Here is a 17,050-nt window from a genome sequence, read left to right on the forward strand (position 1 = left end):
CGACATTCCCGCGACACCCCCGACATCCCCCACCGAGTGAGGAACCGATGACAGTTTCTGCACCCTCCACCCCGAGCGCCCGGTCCCAGCAGACCCGCGCGACCGCCGGCGCCTTCGTCGGCACCGCCATCGAGTGGTACGACTTCTACGTGTTCGGCACCGCCGCCGCGCTCGTCTTCGGCCGCGTCTTCTACCCGGAGATCGCTCCGGGCGCCGGCATCCTGGCCTCGTTCGCCACCTTCTGGGTCGGGTTCCTGGCCCGGCCGCTCGGCGGTCTCGTCTTCGGCCACTTCGGCGACCGGATCGGCCGCAAGCGTGTGCTCGTCATCACTCTGCTGATGATGGGCACCGCCACGACGCTGATCGGCGTGCTGCCGGGCTACGCCACGATCGGGGCGGCGGCACCCATCCTGCTCGTGCTGCTGCGCGCCCTGCAGGGCTTCGCCGTAGGCGGGGAGTGGGGCGGCGCCGTGCTGCTGGCGACCGAGAGTGCACCGCAGAAGAAGAAGGGCCTCGCCGGCGCGTGGGTGCAGCAGGGCTCTCCGGCCGGCTCCATCCTCGCCACCGTCGCTTTCCTGCTCGTCGGGCTGCTTCCCGACGAGCAGTTCCTGGCCTGGGGCTGGCGCATCCCGTTCCTGATCTCGGCCGTGCTCGTCGTCGTGGGTCTGATCGTGCGCATGGTCGTGAACGAGTCGCAGGAGTTCCTGGACACGAAGGCCTCGCGCGTCGTGGTGAAGATGCCGCTCGTCGAGGTGTTCCGCACCGCGCCTGGCGTCGTGCTGCTCGGCATCGCCGCGTCGATCACCGGCATCGCGATGGCCTACTTCACGAACACCTTCCTGCTCGCCTGAACGACCACCTCGCTCGGGATGGACCGCCAGCTGATCCTGAACATCCTGCTCGGGCTCGCGATCATGCAGTTCGTCTGGCAGCCGATCGCGGCGCTGATCGCCGAGCGACTGAGCGCGACCATCGTGATGCTCGGCGGGCTCGTGTTCGCGCTGGTCATGGTGATCCCGTTCTTCCTCGCGATCGTCTCGGCGAACCCGGTGGCGATCACGATCACGCTCTACCTGACCACCCTCGGCGGGTCGGCGTACTACGCGCTGCTGGCCACCTTCCTCGCCGGCGCCTTCCCCACGAACGTGCGCTACACGGGCGTCTCCGCCTCCTACCAGCTCTGCGCCACCTTCATCGGCGGCTCGACGCCGCTCATCGCGCAGGCGCTGCTGACAGCGACCGGGCCGTGGGGCGTCGGCGTCTTCTTCGCTCTCATGCTCATCGCCACCATCGGCGGCGTCTCCGGTCTCGCCGCGCTCGCCCGCCGCAGGGAGGCTCGGGCGCCGGTCGCCGAGCCGGCGGTCGCCGCGCGCTGACGGGCGCCGATCCCCGCGTCGCCGAGCGCCGCACCACAGAACCACCGAACCACCGCATCACCGAGGAGCAACCATGCGCGTCGACGCCATCTACCGGGGACGATTCTGGACCGGGGATCCCGCCCATCCCGAAGCGAGTGCCGTCGCGGTGCACTTCGGCCGCATCCTCGCGGTGGACGACCTGGCCGGACTGGAGGCCGCCGTCGAGGTCGACTTCGGCGGGTCCCGCGTCGTCCCCGGTCTGCACGACGCCCACCACCACCTCGGGCTGACCGGCAACCGACTGGCGTCGGTGGATGTGCGCCCCGGCGTCGTCGACTCCCTGGCCACGCTCTACGACGTACTGCGGACGGCGGCGGCCGCGCTCCCGGCCGGCGCCTGGGTGAAGGCGAGCGGCTACGACCAGAACGCGTTCGGCGGTGAGCATCCGACGGCCGAGGACCTGGACCGCGTGACCGGCGGCCGGCCCTGCCTGATCGAGCACGTCTCGGGGCACATGGTCGTGGCGAACACCGCCGCGTTCGCCGCTGCCGGCTACCCGGACAGCCGGGACTACCCGGACGCCCCCGGCGGCCGGGTCTTCCGCGACGCCGCCGGTCGCCCGCTCGGGCTGCTGCAGGAGAACGCCATGAACGCGGTGCGCAATGTCGCGTCCCGGCTCACCGACGCGGAGATCGCCCGCAACCTGCGCCTCGCGAGCGACCAGGCCCTCTCCTACGGGCTCACGAGCGTGACCGAGCCCGGCGTCGTCGTGGACGGCGCGATCAACCGCGGCGGCGTCGCGATGCACCACTACCTGAACGCGGTCGCGGCCGGCGACATCCGACCGCGGATGACCGTGATGCCGTTCCACTCGACGCTGCACCGGCTCGACGAGGGTCCCGCCGACTGGCAGACCCTCGACTGGGGCGTCCGGACCGGGCTCGGCGACGACCGACTCCGCATCGGACCGGTGAAGATCGTCAGCGACGGCTCCCTCATCGGCCGCTCCGCCGCCGTGCACGAGTGCTACTGCGGAGAGCCGGAGAACCTCGGCGTGCTGCAGCTGACCCCGGAGGAGCTGCGGGACGCGCTGCTCGCCTACCACCGCGCCGGCTGGACGGTCGCCACGCACGCGATCGGCGACCGCGCGATCGACCACGTGCTCGACGCGATCGCCGAGGCGCAGGCCGAGCTGCCCCGGGTCGTCCGGCACCGCATCGAGCACTTCGCCATCGCGAGCGACGAGCAGGTGCGCCGCTGTGCCGAGCTGGGCGTCATCCCGGTGCCCCAGGGCGTGTTCATCTCCGATTTCGGCGACGGCATCCTCGACGCCATCGGTCCCGAGCGCTCGGCGGGCACGTACCGGATGCGATCCCTGCTGGAGGCGGGGATGGTCGTCCCCGGCTCCACGGACTCCCCGGTCTCGGACGCGAACCCGCTCGTCAGCATCCACGACCTGGTCAACCGGCGGACGGCCTCCGGAGCGGACTTCGCTCCGCACGAGCGGGTGAGCGTCGCCGAGGCGTTCGCCGCGTACACGTTCGGCTCCGCCTACGCGGCGGGCGTGGAGGGCGACCGCGGCCGCATCGTCCCCGGCCAGCAGGCGGACTTCGCGGTGCTGGATCAGGACGCGCTCGCCATCGACCCGGCGGGCATCCGCGATACCCGCGTGATGGGTACCGTCATCGGCGGCGAACTGGTGTGGGAGCGCGCCGCGGCGCCGGCCGTCTCGGATGGGCAGCCGCCTCGGCTCCGCTAGATTCGAGCCATGCCACGCCGCCCGCTCCTCGCCGCCGCGACCGTCGCCGTCCTCGCCGTGGGGCTCTCGGGATGCGCGCCCGCGCCCGCGCATCACTCGGATGCCGAGATCGAGCGGTGGATGGACGCGCACTCGGAGGGATCGCTGGGAGGCGGTGGCGGCCGTGGAAGCGAGGGCGACGTGCGGGCGAACCCCGGCGGGACCATCTCCTTCGACCTGCACACGCGTTCGACCGTCACCGGCGCGACCCTGTGGTGCCTCGGTCCCGGGACCGCCCACGTGACCATCACCGCCAGGACGACCGCGGGATCCACGACGAGCCCCGGCGACGTGAGATGCGCCGACGGGGCCCGTCCGCTCGATCTCGATGGGATGGTCCTCGGCGGAGTCGTCGAGGTCGTCGTAACGGACATCGATCTGTCCGGCGCCGACGCCTGGTACATCGCCATCGACGGCCACGACGTAACGGCCTGAGACACCCATTGCCACCGCGCCCGGCAGGAGGCATCCTTCAGGTGACGGCGCCGCGCGCGGTGCCTCGGCTTCCTGCGGTTACGGGGGTTTCCGTGGATGCGCCGTCACACCGCGCGCGGGCCGTACGAAACTTTCGACGGCCGCGAGATGCGTCTAGCCACGGGACATCACACGCGTAACACTGTGCGCACCCGGCACCATCCGGCGCACTCCGCGCCGGCCCATGACGCCGAATGCTGAGGAGGTCGTCCCGTGACGATGCATGCGTCTGTTCAGCACGAACCGCACCCGGATGAGAACGCGCCGGTCCCGTACCTCCGGCACGGTCAGCTCATCTCCCTCATCCGCTGGGACCGGGTCGCCGGCGATTGGAAGTACACGACCCTGCTCGCCGAGTACGCCGGCCGCGACGAGCAGCACTGGCAGGTCGTCGCCCAGGGCAAGGAGATGATCCTGGACCGCTCGGTCTGGGCCATCTTCAACTGACCGCGGCGGCTTGCGCTCGGCGCCGAACGGGCGGGGAATGGAGGGATGCAGATCCGGCCGTTCACCGTCTCCGTGCCCGAGCGCGACCTCGAGGACCTGAGTGCCCGCATCGCCCGCACCCGCTGGCCGGAGCCCGCCACCGCGCCCGGCTTCACCCAGGGCGTTCCGCTCCCGGTGATGCGGGAGGTGGCCGCGTACTGGCAGGAGGGCTACGACTGGCGGCGCCTGGAGGCCGAGCTCGCCGCCATCCCGCAGCACATCGCCCGAGTGGACGGTCTCGACATCCACCTGGTGCACGCCCGGTCGTCGCGGACGGATGCGGTCCCCCTGGTCCTGACGCACGGCTGGCCCGGCTCGTTCCTCGAGTTCCTGGACGTGCTGCCGCTGCTCACCGACCCGCCGGACAGAGGGCGCGCGTTCCACGTCGTGATCCCCTCGCTTCCCGGCTACGGGTTCAGCGGCAGACCAGAGCACGCCGGCTGGGGGATCGAGCGGATCGCCGCGGCCTGGCTGACGCTGATGGACGGCCTCGGCTACGAGCGCTTCGTCGCGGCGGGCGGCGACTGGGGCACGAGCATCAGCACGATGATCGCCGCCCAGGCGCCGCACCGGGTGCTCGGTCTGCACCTGACGCCGCCGCTTGTCGCGCCCGACCCGGCGACGCTCGCGGACCCGACGGACGAGGAGCGGGCCGCCCTCGACGCGCTGGAACGGTCGGCCGAGGGCAGCGCGTACTCGGCGCTGCACGCATCCCGTCCGCAGACGCTCGGCTACCTCCTGCTCGACTCGCCCGTCGGGCAGGCCGCCTGGATCCTGGAGAAGTTCGCGGCCTGGTCCGATATCCGCCCGGGCGAGACGCTGTTCGACGTGATCGCGCGCGACCGCGTCCTCGATGACATCACGCTGTACTGGCTCACGGGCACGGGCGCGTCGTCCACGCGTCTGTACGCCGAGAGCATCGAGACCGTGAGCGGCTGGTTCCGGGAGGGCACCGACGACAGGATCGACGTCCCGCTCGGCGCGGCCGTCTACCGGGACACGCCAGCGCCGTCCCGCCGCTGGGCTGAGCGCCGGTTCCCGGACATCCGGTACTGGAGCAGGCCGGAGCGCGGCGGCCACTTCGCCGCCCTGGAGCAGCCGCGGATCTACGCGCGCGAGCTGCGCGCGTCCGTCGACGCCATCCTGGGGCGACGCGCCACCGGCTGAAACCTGCCGAGCGGGGGCCGTCGTCCCTCTCCCCGCCGCGGCCGCTGCGGTACTACCCTGCGGGCGTGGACGACGACGACCCGGTCGTGAGCAATCCCGACCATTACGCACTCCTCTGGGAGAACGATCGCGTGCGCGTGCTCGAGTACCGGGACGCGCCCGGCGACGAGACGACACCGCACCACCATCCCGACTCGGTGATGGTCACCCTCACCTCGTTCTCGCGACGGCTGGATGCGGGCGGCCGGAGCAGGGACGTCACGCTCGCCGCCGAGCAGGCCGTCTGGCTCCCGGAGCAGTCGCACACCGGACGCAACACCGGGGACAGCCCGACGCACACGATCATCGTCGAGCTGAAGGAGTCGTCGCCGCACCCGCAGGCCGACGGGGACGCCCTCGGTCCGGAGCACACGTGACCCACTTAGTTGCCTCAGGCAACCAAAGGACGTAGTCTGGCGGGGTGACCCCGTCGGATGCCTCGACCCCCGAACGCCAGCTGCTCGCGGCGCTCACCCTGCTCGTCGCCGACTGGGCGTCCGTGGCGACGCAGGAGGCGATCGCCCGCCGCGCCGGCGTGGATGTCGACCCGGTGGACGTGCAGCCGCTCTATGCGCTCGGCCAGCTCGGCCCGCAGCGCGCCAGCGCCCTCGCCGACACCCTGCGGCTCAGCCGCCCGACCATGAGCAAACAGCTGCGCCGGCTCACGGACGCCGGCTTCCTGGACCGCGCTCCGGACCCCGACGACGCACGCGCCTCCATCGTCGCGCTGTCGCAGAAGGGAGCGGCAGCATACGACCGCCTGGTGCACGAGGGCGTCGTGATCGTGCGGGCCGCGCTCGCCGAGTGGGATGCCGCAGGCACCGACGCGTTCGCCCGCGATCTCTCCCGTTTCGTCGCCGCGCTCGCCGTCGAGGGCGGGACGGGAAGACAGCCACGCACGGCCGAATCCGCCGTGCCGGAAGAGAAGAGGTAGACAATGGCCCGCACCTACGTGGTCACCGGATCCGCATCGGGGATCGGGGCGACGACGACTCGCATGCTGACCGAGCGCGGAGAGCGCGTTATCGGCATCGATCTGAAGAACGCCGACGTCGAGGCCGACCTGTCCGTCGCGGAAGGGCGGCGGGATGCAGCGGCCCGCGCGATCGAGCTCGCCGGCGGCAGCATCGACGCGGTGATCGCCTGCGCGGGCATCTCCGCGCCCATCCCGAAGACCATCTCGGTGAACTTCTTCGGCGTGACCGAGCTGCTGGTCGAACTGCTGCCCGCCCTCGCCCGCTCCGAGGCGCCGCGCGCCGCGGTCGTCTCCTCGATGGCGTCCCTGCAGACGAACTCGCGGGAGATGGTGGAGGCCGCGCTCGCGGGCGACGAGGCCGGAGCGCTGGCCATCGCGGAGACCCTCACCGCGCAGGGCCCCGAGGTCGGCTACCTCGTCTACCCGTCCTCGAAGCGCGCCCTCGCGCGCTGGGTGCGGCGCGAGTCGATCACTCCGGCGTGGGCGGGCGCGGGCATCCCGCTCAACGCCGTCGCGCCCGGCACGGTCATCACGCCGATGACCGCCGACCTCCTGAAGACGACGGAGGGTGCCGCGATGGTCGACGCCAGCGTGCCGATGCCGCTGAACTACCACCAGCCCCCGGAGTCGATCGCCGCCCTGCTGATCTGGCTGACCAGCGTCGAGAACACGCACATGGCCGGTCAGGTGATCTACGACGACGGCGGCGCCGACGCGTCGCTGCGCGGCGACGACATCTGGTCCTGGAACGACCGCACCGAGTAGCCGCGCGCGACCGCCGAGTACGAAGATTATCCGCGTACTGGGCGGTTTCGGGGTGATTCTCTGCGTACTCGCGCGCTACTTCGGGGGCTTCGCCGCCGATGTCAGGAGGCTCGCGGCCGCGACGATGACGAGCACGACGATCATCGCGCCGCGGAGGCTCGCGACCTGGCCGATGAAACCGAGCACCGGCGGCCCCACCAGGAATGCGATGTATCCGGCGGTGGCGACCGAGGCGACGGCCGCGGTCGGGTCGCCGTCGCCGACGTCGGCCGCGGCCGAGATCGTGACCGGGAAGCCGAGCGCGGCGCCGAGCCCCCAGAGGGCGACGCCGCTGCCGGCGAGGACCGGGTCGCCCGCGAAGATCATGACGGCGATCCCCGCCGCCGAGACCAGCGTGCTCGCGCGGAGCACCGCGGCCTTGCCGAACTGCGACAGCAGCAGGCCGCCGCTGAAGCGTCCCAGCGTCATCGCCGCCGCGAAGCCGGCGTAGACGACCGTCCCGGCCGTCGCCGACGCACCGTGGCCGTCGACCATCAGGAGCGGGAGCCAGTCGGTCGCCGACCCCTCCGCAAGCGCCAGCGCCAGCACGATCACGCCGAGCAGCACCAGCCGGGGCTGCGTCAGCAGCATCGGCCGCGCCCTCCGGGTATTCGCCCCCGGCCGCCTGCGGGCCTCGGCCGGCACGCGTCCGGTCTCCGCGGGGACGAACCGGATCACGACCGCGAGGACCGCGCCCCCGACCGCCGCCACCCCGAGCAGCTGCCAGATCACCGGGAAGTCGATCGCGGTCAGCCCGATCCCGGCAGCGGCGCCGACGACGGTGCCCAGGCTGAACGAGCCGTGCAGCGCCGGAAGGACCGACCGGCCCGCCTCCGCCTCCAGTGCGGCGCCCTCGACGTTCACCGCGATCTCGGACAGGCCCATCCCCCAGCCGACCAGGGCGAGCCCGGCGAAGACGAGGGGTGCGCTCGAAAGGCCGGCCGCCGCGCCGACAAGGGCGAGCCCGACCGCGAAGGAACCGCCGCCGAACAGGACGATCGGACGGACCCCGTGCCGCCGCACCAGCGGGGCCGAGAGCACCACACCGCTCATCGAGCCGACCGAGAGCCCCAGCAGGATCAGCCCCATCTCGGCGGTCGACGCGTGGACGAGGTCACGCACCGCCGGCGTCCTGACCACCCAGGACGACAGTCCGATCCCGTAGGTGAGCATGATCGCGAAGACGGCGAGCCGCCGCCGCGACCACGCGCGGCCCGCACGGACCGGCCACCCCGACCGCCCCGGCGCTTCGGTCGCCGCGTCGACTGCGGTGCTGTCGGTCTGCGTGTTCTCGGCGGAGGGCATGCGTACGATCGTACATGACGGGTGTACGCTCGTACACATGACCACGGACTACTTCGCAGGCGACTCGCGCACCAACCGGGAGCGGATGCTCGCCGGCGACCTGTACCTCGGCGGCGAGGACCCGGAGAGCGTCCGCATCGCGCAGCGGGCCGTCCAGCTCGCCGACGCGTACCACCGGGCGGCGATCGCCGACGAGGCCGCCGCACGGCCACTGCTCGCCGAGCTCGTCGGCACCCTCGGCGACGGCGCGTTCGTCAAGCCGCCGCTCTACGTCGACTACGGCGAGAACATCCACATCGGCGCCGGCACGTTCATCAACTACAACCTCACCGCGCTCGACGTCGCGACCATCACCATCGGCACGGACTGCCAGATCGGCCCCGGCGTCCAGCTGCTCACCCCGACCCACCCGATCGCCCCGGAACCGCGGCGCGCGCATCTCGAGGCCGCCCTCCCGATCACGATCGGGAACAACGTCTGGCTCGGCGGCGGCGTCATCGTCTGCCCCGGCGTCACGATCGGCGACGACAGCGTCGTCGGCGCGGGCTCGGTCGTCACCCGCGACATCCCGGCCGGCGTCGTCGCCGTCGGAAGCCCGGCCCGGGTCATCCGTCCGGTCGACGACTGACCCGGCGACCGACGCGCTCTCCGCCCCGGCGCTTGACGCCGCCGAGAGAGTGAGTGTACAGTCACTCTCATGTCACCGCGAACGGGATCCCTGTCCACCGCCGAGGAGCGCCGGCCCATCGTCGCGGGCGCAGCGCTCCAGGCGTTCGCCCGCCGCGGCTACCACGGCACGACCGTCGCGGACGTCGCCAGGGAGGCCCGCATCTCCCCCGCCTATGTGTTCAAGCTCGTCCCGTCGAAGGAGTCACTGTTCGTCATCGCGCTCGAACGCTGCTTCCACGACGTCCTCGACGCACTGCGCCGCGGGGCGGATGCCGCGAGCGACCAGAGCCCGACGGGCATCCTGGACGCGATGGGCGCCGCGTACGCGGAGCTGATCCGGGACCGAACCCTCCTCATGCTCCAGGTCCACGCCCAGTCCGTCGCCGACATCCCGGAGATCGGCTCCGCGCTTCGCACCGGGCTGGCCCAGGTGACCCGGTACGCGGCCGAACGCAGCGGCGCCGGCGACGCCGACGTCCAGCGCTTCATCGCCTTCGGCCAGCTCTGCCACCTCATCGTGACCGCGCAGGTGGACACCGTCGACGCCGACTGGGCGCGCCTGCTCTCGGCGGGCATCCGGCACCCCGAGTAAGGCATCGAGCCCCGCCCGCTCCATCCGCTCGCTCTCTGAGTGAGTGACCAACCACTCATCAATTCAGTCAACCCATCTCCGACAGAAGGAAGGCTACCCATGTCCGCTTCAACGCTCCGAACCGCCCCCGGCACCGCCCCCGGCACCGGCACCATCGCTCCCCGAAGCTCCCGGCGCTGGCTGGCGCTCGGCATCCTGGCCCTGGCGCAGTTCCTCGTCGTTCTCGACGCGTCCATCGTCAACATCGCCCTGCCCGTTCTCGGCGAGCAGCTCCGGATGGACACCGCCGCGCTCGCATGGGTGATCACCGCGTACGTCCTGGCGTTCGGCGGACTCCTGCTCCTGGGCGGTCGCCTCGCCGACCGGTACGGACACCGCCGCGTGTTCCTCGTCGGCGTCGCGGGCTTCGTCGCCGCCTCCGCCCTCGCCGGACTGTCAGCGACCAGCGGGATGCTGCTCGCCGCTCGCGCCGTCCAGGGCGCCTCGGCCGCGCTCCTCGCACCCGCCGCGCTCGCGCTGCTCACCCACCTGTTCCCCGAGACCCGCGACCGCACGAAGGCACTCGGCGTGTGGGGTGGGGTCGCCGGGATCGGCTCCGCCGCCGGAGTCCTGCTCGGCGGCGTGCTCACCGCGGCCCTCGGCTGGCAGTCGGTGTTCTTCGTGAACGTTCCCGTCGGCGCCGTCGTGCTGGTCGCGATCCCGCTGCTCATCACGCCGGACCGCGCCACCCTCCGCGGCCGGCAGGACGTTCCCGGCGCGATCACCATCACCGCCGCGCTGGTCTCGGCCGTCGGTGCGCTGTCGGCCGTGGACCAGGTCGGCTTCGCGCACCCGCTGACCATCGGGCTGGCCGCCGCCGCTGTCGTGCTCGCCGTCGCATTCGTCGTCATCGAGCGCCGCACGGAGGAGCCGCTCGTCCCGCTCTCGGTGTTCCGCAACCGCAACCTCGCGGTCGGCAACATCGTCATGCTGCTCGTCGGCGCGGCGATGGTCGCGCTCTTCTTCGCCCTCTCGGTCTACATGCAGTCGGTGCTCCACTACGACGCCCTCACCACGGGCCTCACGCAGCTGCCGCTCGCCGGAGCCCTGGTCGTCGTCGCCGGGATCGCGCCGGCCGTCATCGCGAGGGTCGGCGCGAAGGCGACGCTGATCGCCTCCCTCCTGGTGCTCGCCGGCGGCCTGTCGTGGCTGGCTGCTGCCCCCGCCGACGCCGCCTTCCTCACGCAGCTGCTCGGCCCGACGCTCCTGATCGGCATCGGGATGGGTGGCGCGTTCGTCACGACCACTCAGTTGTCCGTCGACGGCGTCGAGGGCGGCGAGGCGGGTCTCGCGGGCGGCCTCGTCAACACGAGCCAGCAGATCGGCGGCGCCGTGGGCCTGGCGGTGCTGTCGACCGTCGCGGCGGTCCGCACGGACGCCCTGCTGTCCACGGGCGCTCCGGCAGCGGAGGCGATCACCGGCGGCTTCTCGTGGCTGTTCATCGGTGCCGCCGTGATCGCGGCCGTCGCCGCGGTCGCCACCGTGTTCGCCCGATCCCGTCGCTGACCGGCCGGCGGCCCGGCCGCGCTCGTCCGACCCCGTTCGGTACGTCCGCCCCTGCTCGAGCAGGCGTCGGACATACCGGACGGGGTCAGTCGCGCTCCTCGACGCCGGCGGCGAACTCCCGCATGAACAGCGTCTGGGTCACGATCATCCGCTCGATCTCGGCCGGGTCGACCGACTCGTCGGAGGAGTGGATGCGCGACTGCTTGGTGTCTTCCGCGCCCCACAGCAGGATGGCGGCATCCGGCGCGACCTTCTTTAGCGACGCGACGAGCGGGATGGATCCCCCGCTGCCGATCGACTCGACCTCGCGGCCGTATGCCTTCTGCATCGCATCCAGCGCCGCCCGGATCGCCGGGTGCCCCTCGTCCACCCGGAACGCGTGCCCGACCTTCACCTTCTCCACCTCGACGACGCAGTTCCACGGCCGCTGCGCGCGCAGGTGGTCCATCAGCGCGTCCAGCTGCGCGTCGCCGTCCGACCCGGGCATGATGCGCATCGACAGCTTCGCCGTGACCGACGGCAGCAGCACGTTCGACGCCTCGGCGGTGGTCGGCAGGTCCATCCCGAGCACCGTCACGGACGGCTTCATCCAGACCCGGTCGGCGAGGGAGCCGGTGCCCAGGAAGTCGACACCGGGGAGGATGGCCGACCCTTCCCGGTACACCGGCTCGTCCATCGCGGCGCCGTTCCAGGTCCCCGAGTCGACTCCGGGGATGACGGTGTCGCCGTTCTCGTCGTGCAGCGTGTCGAGGATGCGGATCATCGCGCTCATCGCGTCCGGTGCCGCTCCGCCGAACAGTCCGGAGTGCACGGGGTTGGCCAGCGTGCGGACGGTGAGGATGCAGGCGACGTCGCCGCGCAGCGCGGTCGTCAGCCCCGGCCGGCCGACCTCCTGCCCGCCGATGTCGGCGATCACCGCCGCGTCGCAGCGGAACAGCTCGGGATTCGCCTCCACGAACTCCTCGAGGTGCGAGATCGTCTCCTCCTCGCCCTCCGACAGCAGGATGACGCGACACGGCCGGTCCGGTCCGAGCAGGCGCAGCGTGGCGTAATTGGCGACGAGACCCGACGTGTCGTCGGCGGCGCCGCGGCCGTAGATGCGGCCGTCCTCCTTGCGCGTCGGCTCGAACGGCGGGCTGCTCCAGCCCTGGCTCTCGGGCGCCGGCTGCACGTCGTAGTGCGCGTACAGCAGCACCGTCGGGGAGTCGGCGGGCCCCGGCAGGTCCGCGTACACGCACGGATAGCCGCCGGGGACCTCGAGCAGGCGCACGCCCTCCGCGCCCGCCTGCTCGAAGAGCTCCACGACGGCCTGCCCCATCCGGTGCACGGGCTCCGGGTCGAAGCCGGGGAACGCCACCGACGGGATGCGCACCAGGGACTCCAGGTGCGCGATCACGTCCGGCATCATTGCCTTCGCCGCGGCGGCGACGTCGGAGACGGTGTCTGTCATGTCCTCTTCCTTTCGGGCGCTGGATGCACGGATCAATGGATCACGAGCTGGATCAGCAGGCCCGACAGCACGACGGAGACCCACGAGACCAGCATCGGGATGGTGAACGAGTGCCAGACCGGCACCTGCGTGAGCCGGGTCGACCCCGTCCGGTCCGTCTCGACCGCGGCGATCTGCGACCCGTTCGCCGGGAACAGCCAGACGCCGATCAGCGAGGGCCACATCGCCGTGATCACCCCGGGCGCCAGCCCGGCGGCGAGCGCGATCGGGACGAGCGTGTTCGTCGTCGCCGACTGGCTGGTCGTCAGACCGGCCACGACGAACAGGGCGACCGCCAGTAGCAGCGGGTTCGCCTTGATGAGTTCGCCGAGCGGCTGGATGATCGTCTCCTGATTGGCGGAGATGAAGGTGTCGGCCATCCACGCGATACCGAAGAGCGCGACAGCCGCGACGAAGCCCGCCCGCAGCAGCGGCTGCTCGACGACGAGGGACGGCTTCACCCGGCGCACCAGGATGATCACCAGCGCGACGGTGAACATCACCATCTCGATCACCGTGGCCATCGGGATCGGCTGCGGCGTGCCCTCCGCGTCGGGGAACGCCGGGCGCAGCGACGGGAAGAGTCCGAGCAGCACGACGAACAGGGTCCCCACCACGAAGATCCACGCGGCCGTCGCACCGCCCGGCGGGACCGGGTGCTCGATGACCGACGCCTCCTCCTTGGTGAGCCGCCCCGACCCGCGCGGAGGTTTCGTCGTCGTGGCGGTGGTGGTGCCGCCCGCCGTCGCGGTGGCCGGCGCCGCCCCGATGCTCTGCTGGTACCGGGCCTCCAGGGGCGCCGGCACCTGGACCGTCCCCGCCTCGACCCGCTTCAGGAAGACCGGGTCGGCGAGCAGCTCCTTGCCCACGCGCTGCTGCACGAACGACGTGACGATGCAGGCGACGATCGCCGAGGGGACGGTGATGGCGAGCACCTGCGGCAGCCCGAAGCCCTTCGACTCCATCAGCACGAGGTAGGCGGCCATCGCCGCGGAGACCGGGCTCGCGGTGATCCCGAGGCCGGAGGTGACGGTCGAGGAGGCGAGCGCCTTCTCCGGGCGCTGCCCGTTGCGGTACGCCGTCTCGTAGATCACCGGGATCAGGGCGAAGAAGATGTTCGACGTGCCGGACAGCACGGTGAACACGAAGGCGACGAGCGGCGCGACGTAGGTCAGGCGGCGCGGGTTGCGCTGGATGATCTTCGAGGCGATCGACACCAGGTAGTCGATGCCGCCGGCGGCCTGCATCGCGCTGGACGCGGTGATCACGGCGATGATGATGAAGAACGCGTCGATCGGCGGCGACCCGGGCGGCAGCCGGAAGACGAACACGAGGATCACCGTCCCGACGACGCCCCACAGTCCCAGCCCGATCCCGCCGGTGCGCACACCGAGGACGATGGCCCCGATGACGACGCACGCTTGGATGATGACGAGCGCGATCTCCATGGCGAACCTCCCCCTGTAGGCCACAGGATGCACCGGCGCGGTGCGGCTCGGGAAGGGAGCAAATCCCTCATCCCACCGGCTGCGGATGCTCCCGCAGCACCCGCAGCGCCCCGACCTCGTCGTCGATGCCGCCGCCCTCATGGCCGTTGTAGGTCCACAGCTGCAGCTCCTTCGGGCCCGCGTAGGCGTGGAACGCGCCGTACACCGTCGACGGCGGACAGGTCGGGTCCATCATGGCCGCCGAGAAGCGGATGGGGACACGAGCGCCGGCCGCGAAGTTCACACCGTCAACGTAGGAGAGAGTCCTCAGCACCGCGTCCGCGCGGTCACGGTGCACCGCGAGGTACCGGCCGAGCTCGCGGTACGGCTCGCGGTCTGTGATCGTGATCGCGCGCGGGAAGTCGCAGAGGAACGGCACGAACGCGAACGCCCGGGCAAGGCCCGGCTGCAGCGCGGCGGCGGCGAGCGCGAGCCCGCCGCCCTGGCTGAACCCGAGCACCGACACCCTGGACCCGTCGATGAGGGGATGCGCGAGGGCCACGTCCACCGCGCGCACGGCGTCCGTCACCAGCCGGCGGTAGTAGTACGTCTCCGGGTCCTCGACGCCGCGGGTGAGGAAACCGGGGACGGCCGGGCCGGAACCGGCGTCGTCGCGGGTGTCCCCCGTGCTCCACATGGAGCCCTGCCCGCGCGTGTCCATCTGCAGGTGGGCGAACCCCGCCGACGCCCAGAACAGGTTCTCGACCGCACGGCCCCGGCCTCCGCCGTACCCCACGAACTCGACGACCGCGGGCAGCGGGGCCGCAGTGCCCGCCGGAACACGCAGCCAGGCGCGCACGGGCTGGCCGTCGAAACCCGAGAACGTCACGTCGTAGACGTCCACCGTCGTCAGCCCGGAATCGACACGAACGGCGACCGTGTCGATCGCGGCGGCCCGAGCGGCCGCGATCGTGTCCGACCAGAACGCGTCGAAGTCGGAGGGACGCGACTGGGTGCTGCGGTAGGCCAGCAGGCCCGCCTCGTCGAGATCGGTGAACACGCGACTCCTCTGCAGATCGGCCGGGCCCGCTCAGCCCTTCAGACCAGTCTGGGCCAGCCCTTGGACGAACTGCCTCTGCGCCACCACGAAGACGATGAGCACGGGCACGGCGGTCATGGTCGCCGCCGCCAGCTGCACGTTCCACATCGGACCGCTGTACGCGTCGACGAAGCGGGTCAGCGCTTGCGGAAGCGTGAACAGTTCCGGAGAGGTGAGGTACACCGTCGGCTCGAGGTACAGATTCCACACGTTCAGGAACGTGAAGATCGCGACCGCGGCGAGCGCCGGACGAGCCAGCGGCATGGCGATCCGCCACCAGATGGCCGGGCGGCCGAGGCCGTCCAGCCGTGCCGCCTCCTCCAGCTCCGCCGGCAGGGAGATGTAGAACTGCCGCATGATGAACGTCGCGAGCACGCTCGGCGCGCCGAACGAAGTCACCAGGATGAGCGGCCAGTGCGTGTTGACCAGCCCCAGCGTGTTGAACATCTGGAACAGCGGAACGATCGTCACCTCGCTCGGGATGAGCAGCCCCGCCAGCACGACCAGGAACAGCACGTTCTGCCCGCGGAACCGGATGCGCGCGAACGCGTACCCGGCCATCGATGAGATCAGCATGGTGACGGCGGTGACGACCACCGCGATGTAGGCGCTGTTGAAGTACTGCCGCGCGAACGGCTGAAACGTGAACGCCTTCACGTAGGCCTCCATCGTCGGATCCATGGGGATCAGCGACGGCGGGAACGCGAAGATCTCGTTCACCGTCTTGAACGACGACGTGATCATCCACCACGTCGGAAACAGGAACGGGATCGCCATCACCAGCAGCACGATGTACAGCACGGCCCGGCGGCCCGGGTGCGACCGGCGCCGTTCGGCGACGGCGGCCGGAGCAGCGGACGCTCTCCTCTGCTCAGTTCTCATAGAAGACCCACCTCTTGCGGAGTTGCCACTGGACGACGGTCAGGACGAGGACGATCACGAAGAGCAGGATCGCGAGCGTCGAGCCGTAGCCGAAGTGATGGAAGTCGAACGCCTGCTGGAACAGGTAGTAGACGAGCACCGTCGTCGACAGCCCTGGCCCGCCCGCCGTGAGCACGGCGATCTGGGCGAACACCTGCAGGGCCCCGACGATGGTGATGATGACGGTCAGCAGGATGGTCGGTGAGATCAGCGGCAGCGTGATCCGCCGGAACAGCGTCCCGCCGCCCGCGCCGTCCATGCGCCCGGCCTCGTAGAGCTCGGTCGGGACGCCCTGAAGGGCAGACAGGAAAAGCACCATGTTCAGGCCGACGTTCTTGAAGACCTGGACGACGATCACGGCGGCGAGCGCGGTCGGGCCGCTCTGCAGCCAGTTCGGGCCCGTGATGTGGAAGATGCGGAGGAAGCCGTTGATGCCGCCGTTGTCCTGGAGCAGGAAGCCCCACACGATCGTCCACGCGACGATCGAGACGACCACCGGCGAGAAGAAGACGGTGCGGAAGAACGCGATCCCACGCCCCTTGCGGTTGAGCAGGACGGCCAGCAGCAGCGCCAGCGGGATGTTCAGGAACACCAGTCCGACCGAGAACACCGTGGTGACGCTCAGCACTTCGCCGAGCTGCGGGTCGCTCAGCAGCTTCGCGTAGTTGTCGGCCCCCACGTACTGGATCGAGCCGGAGAGCACGTTCCACTCGTGGAAGCTGTAGTAGACGACGAGGCCGAGCGGCACCAGCACGAACAGCACGATGCCGAGCAGCTGGGGTGCGACGAACAGGTAGCCGGTCAGCGACTCGCGCCGCTGCATGGTGAAGAAGCGACGCCCGTCTGCTCGCGAGGCCGGCCTCCCGGCCCGGGCTCGCGCCCGGGCCGGGGAGGTTTCGGC

18 protein-coding genes are annotated in these 17,050 nt (G+C 71.3%); 12 read left to right on the forward strand and 6 right to left on the reverse strand.

Features of this window, described 5'->3' with window-relative positions:
- Nucleotides 1-47: 47 nt before the first annotated feature.
- The 9 genes from AAME72_RS03275 to AAME72_RS03315 all read left to right on the forward strand — a co-directional run bounded on the left by AAME72_RS03275 (nt 48) and on the right by AAME72_RS03315 (nt 7,063).
- The gene (locus AAME72_RS03275) at nt 48-851 is read left to right on the forward strand and encodes an MFS transporter (RefSeq protein WP_348788810.1); all 804 of its coding nucleotides are present in this window, start codon (nt 48-50) and stop codon (nt 849-851) included.
- An 18-nt stretch (nt 852-869) separates the two neighbouring features.
- On the forward strand, nt 870-1,376 hold the full coding sequence (locus AAME72_RS03280) for a hypothetical protein (protein ID WP_348788811.1): 507 nt from the start codon (nt 870-872) through the stop codon (nt 1,374-1,376).
- 73 nt (nt 1,377-1,449) lie between these two features.
- Nucleotides 1,450-3,117, forward strand: coding sequence for an amidohydrolase (locus AAME72_RS03285; RefSeq protein WP_348788812.1), 1,668 nt, complete (start codon nt 1,450-1,452; stop codon nt 3,115-3,117).
- 9 nt (nt 3,118-3,126) lie between these two features.
- The gene (locus AAME72_RS03290; protein WP_348788813.1) at nt 3,127-3,591 is read left to right on the forward strand and encodes a hypothetical protein; all 465 of its coding nucleotides are present in this window, start codon (nt 3,127-3,129) and stop codon (nt 3,589-3,591) included.
- Nucleotides 3,592-3,849: 258 nt separating this feature from the next.
- A complete protein-coding gene (locus AAME72_RS03295; RefSeq protein ID WP_348790199.1) occupies nt 3,850-4,077 on the forward strand; it encodes a hypothetical protein in 228 nt (75 codons plus the stop codon).
- 45 nt (nt 4,078-4,122) lie between these two features.
- Nucleotides 4,123-5,283 (forward strand): epoxide hydrolase, encoded by a 1,161-nt coding sequence (locus AAME72_RS03300; RefSeq protein WP_348788814.1) that lies wholly within the window; start codon nt 4,123-4,125, stop codon nt 5,281-5,283.
- Nucleotides 5,284-5,348: 65 nt separating this feature from the next.
- Nucleotides 5,349-5,699: a cytoplasmic protein gene (locus AAME72_RS03305; RefSeq protein ID WP_348788815.1), complete on the forward strand. Its 351-nt coding sequence runs from the start codon at nt 5,349-5,351 to the stop codon at nt 5,697-5,699.
- Between the two features lie 44 nt (nt 5,700-5,743).
- A complete protein-coding gene (locus AAME72_RS03310) occupies nt 5,744-6,256 on the forward strand; it encodes a MarR family transcriptional regulator (RefSeq protein WP_348788816.1) in 513 nt (170 codons plus the stop codon).
- Between the two features lie 3 nt (nt 6,257-6,259).
- Nucleotides 6,260-7,063, forward strand: coding sequence for an SDR family NAD(P)-dependent oxidoreductase (locus tag AAME72_RS03315; protein WP_348788817.1), 804 nt, complete (start codon nt 6,260-6,262; stop codon nt 7,061-7,063).
- A gap of 75 nt (nt 7,064-7,138) precedes the next feature.
- Here AAME72_RS03315 and AAME72_RS03320 read toward each other — a convergent pair whose 3' ends face one another.
- Entirely contained in the window at nt 7,139-8,407 is a 1,269-nt protein-coding gene (locus AAME72_RS03320; RefSeq protein ID WP_348788818.1) for an MFS transporter, read from the reverse strand.
- A 37-nt stretch (nt 8,408-8,444) separates the two neighbouring features.
- On the opposite strand from AAME72_RS03320, the gene AAME72_RS03325 reads away from it, so the two are divergent.
- The 3 genes from AAME72_RS03325 (at nt 8,445) to AAME72_RS03335 (ending at nt 11,213) form a co-directional block, all read left to right on the forward strand.
- The gene (locus AAME72_RS03325; RefSeq protein WP_348788819.1) at nt 8,445-9,035 is read left to right on the forward strand and encodes a sugar O-acetyltransferase; all 591 of its coding nucleotides are present in this window, start codon (nt 8,445-8,447) and stop codon (nt 9,033-9,035) included.
- Nucleotides 9,036-9,104: 69 nt separating this feature from the next.
- On the forward strand, nt 9,105-9,668 hold the full coding sequence (locus AAME72_RS03330; RefSeq protein ID WP_348788820.1) for a TetR/AcrR family transcriptional regulator: 564 nt from the start codon (nt 9,105-9,107) through the stop codon (nt 9,666-9,668).
- A gap of 99 nt (nt 9,669-9,767) precedes the next feature.
- Nucleotides 9,768-11,213 carry an MFS transporter gene (locus tag AAME72_RS03335; RefSeq protein ID WP_348788821.1) on the forward strand — a complete coding sequence of 482 codons (1,446 nt, stop codon included), beginning with the start codon at nt 9,768-9,770 and terminating at the stop codon, nt 11,211-11,213.
- 85 nt (nt 11,214-11,298) lie between these two features.
- On the opposite strand, the gene AAME72_RS03340 is transcribed toward AAME72_RS03335, so the two are convergent.
- From AAME72_RS03340 to AAME72_RS03360, 5 genes are all read right to left on the reverse strand, one after another.
- Entirely contained in the window at nt 11,299-12,663 is a 1,365-nt protein-coding gene (locus AAME72_RS03340) for a M20/M25/M40 family metallo-hydrolase (RefSeq protein ID WP_348788822.1), read from the reverse strand.
- 32 nt (nt 12,664-12,695) lie between these two features.
- Nucleotides 12,696-14,150 carry an anaerobic C4-dicarboxylate transporter family protein gene (locus AAME72_RS03345; protein ID WP_348788823.1) on the reverse strand — a complete coding sequence of 485 codons (1,455 nt, stop codon included), beginning with the start codon at nt 14,148-14,150 and terminating at the stop codon, nt 12,696-12,698.
- A gap of 67 nt (nt 14,151-14,217) precedes the next feature.
- A complete protein-coding gene (locus tag AAME72_RS03350; protein ID WP_348788824.1) occupies nt 14,218-15,189 on the reverse strand; it encodes an acetylxylan esterase in 972 nt (323 codons plus the stop codon).
- 30 nt (nt 15,190-15,219) lie between these two features.
- On the reverse strand, nt 15,220-16,110 hold the full coding sequence (locus AAME72_RS03355) for a carbohydrate ABC transporter permease (RefSeq protein ID WP_348788825.1): 891 nt from the start codon (nt 16,108-16,110) through the stop codon (nt 15,220-15,222).
- Nucleotides 16,100-16,972 carry a sugar ABC transporter permease gene (locus AAME72_RS03360; RefSeq protein ID WP_348788826.1) on the reverse strand — a complete coding sequence of 291 codons (873 nt, stop codon included), beginning with the start codon at nt 16,970-16,972 and terminating at the stop codon, nt 16,100-16,102. The genes AAME72_RS03355 and AAME72_RS03360 overlap by 11 nt, the downstream gene beginning before the upstream one ends.
- Nucleotides 16,973-17,050 lie beyond the last annotated feature (78 nt).

This window comes from Leifsonia sp. NPDC080035 (assembly GCF_040050925.1).
Lineage (GTDB): Bacteria > Actinomycetota > Actinomycetes > Actinomycetales > Microbacteriaceae > Leifsonia.

Bases quoted from the DNA above. Each gene is read 5' to 3' on its own strand.
- AAME72_RS03285 (WP_348788812.1), top strand. From the start codon at position 1,450: ATGCGCGTCGACGCCATCTACCGGGGACGATTCTGGACCGGGGATCCC.
- AAME72_RS03340 (WP_348788822.1), bottom strand. From the start codon at position 12,663: ATGACAGACACCGTCTCCGACGTCGCCGCCGCGGCGAAGGCAATGATG.
- AAME72_RS03320 (WP_348788818.1), bottom strand. From the start codon at position 8,407: ATGCCCTCCGCCGAGAACACGCAGACCGACAGCACCGCAGTCGACGCG.
- AAME72_RS03325 (WP_348788819.1), top strand. From the start codon at position 8,445: ATGACCACGGACTACTTCGCAGGCGACTCGCGCACCAACCGGGAGCGG.
- AAME72_RS03315 (WP_348788817.1), top strand. From the start codon at position 6,260: ATGGCCCGCACCTACGTGGTCACCGGATCCGCATCGGGGATCGGGGCG.
- AAME72_RS03360 (WP_348788826.1), bottom strand. From the start codon at position 16,972: ATGCAGCGGCGCGAGTCGCTGACCGGCTACCTGTTCGTCGCACCCCAG.
- AAME72_RS03275 (WP_348788810.1), top strand. From the start codon at position 48: ATGACAGTTTCTGCACCCTCCACCCCGAGCGCCCGGTCCCAGCAGACC.
- AAME72_RS03355 (WP_348788825.1), bottom strand. From the start codon at position 16,110: ATGAGAACTGAGCAGAGGAGAGCGTCCGCTGCTCCGGCCGCCGTCGCC.
- AAME72_RS03330 (WP_348788820.1), top strand. From the start codon at position 9,105: ATGTCACCGCGAACGGGATCCCTGTCCACCGCCGAGGAGCGCCGGCCC.
- AAME72_RS03290 (WP_348788813.1), top strand. From the start codon at position 3,127: ATGCCACGCCGCCCGCTCCTCGCCGCCGCGACCGTCGCCGTCCTCGCC.
- AAME72_RS03280 (WP_348788811.1), top strand. From the start codon at position 870: ATGGACCGCCAGCTGATCCTGAACATCCTGCTCGGGCTCGCGATCATG.
- AAME72_RS03335 (WP_348788821.1), top strand. From the start codon at position 9,768: ATGTCCGCTTCAACGCTCCGAACCGCCCCCGGCACCGCCCCCGGCACC.
- AAME72_RS03345 (WP_348788823.1), bottom strand. From the start codon at position 14,150: ATGGAGATCGCGCTCGTCATCATCCAAGCGTGCGTCGTCATCGGGGCC.
- AAME72_RS03300 (WP_348788814.1), top strand. From the start codon at position 4,123: ATGCAGATCCGGCCGTTCACCGTCTCCGTGCCCGAGCGCGACCTCGAG.
- AAME72_RS03295 (WP_348790199.1), top strand. From the start codon at position 3,850: ATGCATGCGTCTGTTCAGCACGAACCGCACCCGGATGAGAACGCGCCG.